Source organism: Aquabacterium sp. (assembly GCF_004297345.1).
GTDB lineage: Bacteria > Pseudomonadota > Gammaproteobacteria > Burkholderiales > Burkholderiaceae_C > Aquabacterium.
On sequence record NZ_SCTN01000143.1, the window covers coordinates 1 to 3,996 of the forward strand.

At 62.9% G+C, this 3,996-nt stretch carries 2 protein-coding genes; both read left to right on the forward strand.

The genetic code is table 11. The features are described 5' to 3' along the window. Positions 1–3,604: ATP-dependent RNA helicase HrpA (gene hrpA / locus EPO09_RS04650; protein ID WP_290640657.1), on the forward strand; the 3,604-nt coding region annotated here is incomplete at its 5' end. A 31-nt stretch (positions 3,605–3,635) separates the two neighbouring features. Further along, positions 3,636–3,996: DUF4440 domain-containing protein (locus EPO09_RS04655; protein ID WP_290640658.1), on the forward strand; the 361-nt coding region annotated here is incomplete at its 3' end.

The window sequence follows — 3,996 nt, forward strand, 5'->3', positions numbered from 1 at the left end:
CAAGCTGATGACCGACGGCATCCTGCTGGCCGAGACCCAGGGTGATCCGGACCTGCGCGCCTACGACACGATCATCATCGACGAGGCGCACGAACGCAGCCTCAACATCGATTTCCTGCTGGGCTACTTGCGCCAGTTGCTGCCACGCCGGCCTGATCTGAAGATCATCGTGACCTCGGCCACGATCGATGCCGAACGCTTTGCCAAGCACTTCGAGTCTGCCAAGGGGCCGGCGCCGGTCATCATGGTGTCCGGGCGCCTGTTCCCGGTGGAGCAGCGCTACCGGCCGTTCGAGGAAAGCCGCGAATACGGCCTGAACGAGGCCATCACCGATGCAGCAGACGAACTCTGGCGCGAGGGTAGCGGCGACATCCTTGTCTTCCTGCCCGGCGAACGTGAGATCCGCGAGGCGGCCGACCACCTGCGCAAGCACTTTGCGCATCACCGCGTCACCGCCAACATCCTGCCGCTGTTCGCGCGCCTGAGCCAGCAGGAGCAGGACGAGGTCTTCAAGACCGGCGGTGGGCGTCGCATCGTGCTGGCCACCAACGTGGCCGAAACCTCGCTGACGGTGCCGGGCATCCGCTATGTGATCGATTCGGGCATGGCGCGCGTCAAGCGCTACAGCTTCCGCAACAAGGTTGAGCAGTTGCAGATCGAGCCGATCAGCCAGGCTGCGGCCAATCAGCGGGCTGGGCGATGCGGCCGGGTGGCCAACGGCATCTGCATCCGCCTGTATGACGAGAAGGACTTCAACGCGCGGCCGCGCTTCACCGATCCCGAGATCCTGCGCTCGTCACTGGCGGGCGTGATCCTGCGGATGAAGTCCCTGCACCTGGGGCTGGTGGACGACTTCCCCTTCATCGAGCCGCCGCTGCGCAAGGCCATTGCCGATGGCTACCAGTTGCTCAACGAGCTGGGTGCGGTGGATGACAACAACGAGATCACCAAGCTGGGCATGGACCTGGCCCGCCTGCCGCTGGACCCGCGTGTGGGCCGCATGATCCTGGAAGCCAAGGACCGCCAGGCCCTGGCCGAAGTGCTGGTGATCGCGGCGAGTTTGAGCGTGCAGGATGTGCGTGACCGGCCCATCGACCAGCAACAGCAGGCCGATACCAAGCACAAGCAGTTCGACGATGAAAAGTCGGAGTTCATGGGCACGCTCAAGCTGTGGAAATGGCTCGACGAGTCACGCGGAGGGCACGGGCATCACGAGCCGGGGCAGCCTGAGAAGCACAAGCTCAGCCACCGCAAGTACGAGCAGCTCCTGCGCGACAACTACATCAACCCACGCCGTGTGCGCGAGTGGAAGGACGTCTATAGCCAACTGCACACCGTGGTGGCCGAGCACAACTGGCGTCTCAACGGCTCACCTGCCACGTATGAGCAGGTGCACTTGTCGCTGTTGTCGGGCCTGTTGGGCAACATCGGTTGCAAGAGCGACGATGAAGACTGGTACCTGGGCGCACGCGGCATCAAGTTCTACAAGCACCCCGGTGCCAACCTGAGCAAGAAGCCAGGGCGCTGGATCCTGGCGGCGGAACTGGTGGAGACCACGCGCCTGTTCGGGCGAGGTATTGCCAACATCGATCAGCAATGGCTGGTGTTCATGGGCGGACACTTGCTCAAGAAGCAGTTGCTCGAACCCCATTGGGAAAAGAAGGCCGCCGAGGTGGTGGCGCTGGAGCGGGCCACGCTGTATGGCCTGGTCATCTACAACAACAAGCGCGTCAACTTCGGCCTGATCGATGCGCCCAAGGCCAGAGAGATCTTCATCCGTGAAGGCCTGGTCAACGACGAGTGGGAAACACGCCTGCCGTTCCTGGCGGCCAACCGCAAGCTGATCAACCAGGTCGAGCAGCTGGAGCACAAATCCCGCAGGCAGGACGTGCTGGTGGATGACGAGCTGATCTTTGCGTTCTACGACGCGCAGATCCCGCCTGAGGTGATGAGTGGCCACAGCTTCGAGCGCTGGTACAAACAAGCCAGCCGCGAGAACCCGAAGCTGCTGTATCTCAGCCGCGAAGAGCTGATGCGCCACGAGGCAGCCGGCATCACCAGCAGCGCCTTTCCCAAAGTGCTGCGCGTGGGGGGCGTGGATTGCAGCACGGCTTATCTGCACGAACCGGGCGATGCCCGTGATGGTGTGACCGTGACCGTGCCCATCTTTGCACTCAACCAGGTCAGCGACGAGGCGGGCGAATGGCTGGTGCCGGGCATGCTCAAGGACAAGGTGCTGGCCCTGGTCAAGAGCCTGCACCAGAAGCCGCGTGCACGCCTGGTGCCGTTGCCTGATTACGCCGAGTCTTTTGTGACGTCTGCCGAGTTCGGCAAAGGCAGCCTGATGGATGCTTTGCTCAAGGCCGTGCGTGACAAGACCCAGCTGGATGTGAAGCGCGCCGACTTCAAGCTCGACATGCTGTCGCCGCACCTGTTCATGAACTACCGCGTGGTGGACGAGCACGGGCGCCAGTTGGGCATGGGGCGCAATCTGCCGGCCTTGAAAGCCGAGCTGGGCTCATTGGCACGAGGTGCCTTCCAGGCCTTGGCGGCCTTGAAGGCGCAGGCAGTGGTGCAAGGTGGTGATGCCGCTTCGCCATCTTCTCAACAGGCCGCGCCAGAGCAGGCGGCGTCAATGCAAAAGGGCGGTGTACAGCCAGGTGGTGCCAAGCCAGGCGTGCAACGGGTTCAAGGCGCGCAAGCGGCAGGCAAGGGCACTGCTGCAGCGCCTGGCGGCGCCAAGCCTGCCCAGGCTGCGCAAGCCCTCACCGACTGGACCTTTGGCGAGCTGCCCGAGCTGATGGAGATCCAGCGCGGTGGCCACACGTTGATCGGCTTCCCGGCCTTGATCGACAAGGGTCAGCATGTCGAGATCGAAGTGTTCGACGAGCCCGCTGTGGCCGCAGCCAAACACCGCGCAGGCCTGCGCCGACTGATCGCCTTGCAGATCAAGGAGCCCTTGAAGTACCTTGAAAAGAACATCCCCGATCTGCAGAAGATGGCCATGGCCTTCATGCCGCTGGGTACATCCGATGAACTGCGGGACCAGATCATCGAAGTGGCGCTGGACCGCGCCTACCTGCATGAGCCCTTACCATCTGATGCTGCCAGCTTCAAGGCCCGTGTGGAAGAGGGCCGCACGCGCTTGAACCTCATCGCTCAGGAGGTCGCTCGCCTCGCAGGCACCGTTCTGACCGAATACGCGGCCGCCGCGCGCAAGCTCAAGGATGCGCGCCCGCCCAAGGATGTGGCCGATGACATCACTGTGCAACTGCAACGCCTGATGCCCAAGCGCTTCGTGGCGCTGACGCCCTACACGCAGTTGCAGCACTTCCCGCGCTACCTCAAAGGCATCACCTTGCGCCTGGACAAGCTCAAGGGCGACCCCGCTCGCGACAGCCAGCGCATGACCGAGCTGCGTCCGCTGGACCAAAGGCTCACGCGCCGCCTGAGTGAGTTGAAAGGCATGCACGATGCAAGACTCGACGAGTTCCGCTGGTTGCTGGAAGAGCTGCGCATCAGCCTGTTTGCGCAAGAGTTGCGTACACCGCAGCCTGTGAGCGCCAAGCGCCTGGAGAAAGTCTGGGCGCAGATGAATGCTTGATGGCAGCTTTTGACTTTGTGAGACACGCGACATGGCCGATCTGCTTGAAACCTTGATACAGCTCGAACGCACCTTGCATCACCCCGGCGCAGCTCTCTCGGCGGCGCAATGTGATGATCTGCTGCATGCTGACTTCTTTGAGGTCGGCAAGTCGGGCCTGCGCTACAGCCGGCAGCAGGTCCTGGCGTACTTGTCTCAGGTGCCGGCTGCGGCCGCATCCGTGGTCGATAGCTCTGACTACCGGGTGCATGAGTTGGGGCCAGATTGCGCCTTGTTGACGTATGCCTGCATCCACGAAAGCGAGGGCTGCGCCGTCAAGGTTTGGCGCAGTTCCATTTGGCGGCAGACGGCTTCAGGCTGGCAGCTGTTCTATCACCAGGGGACCGTGGCAC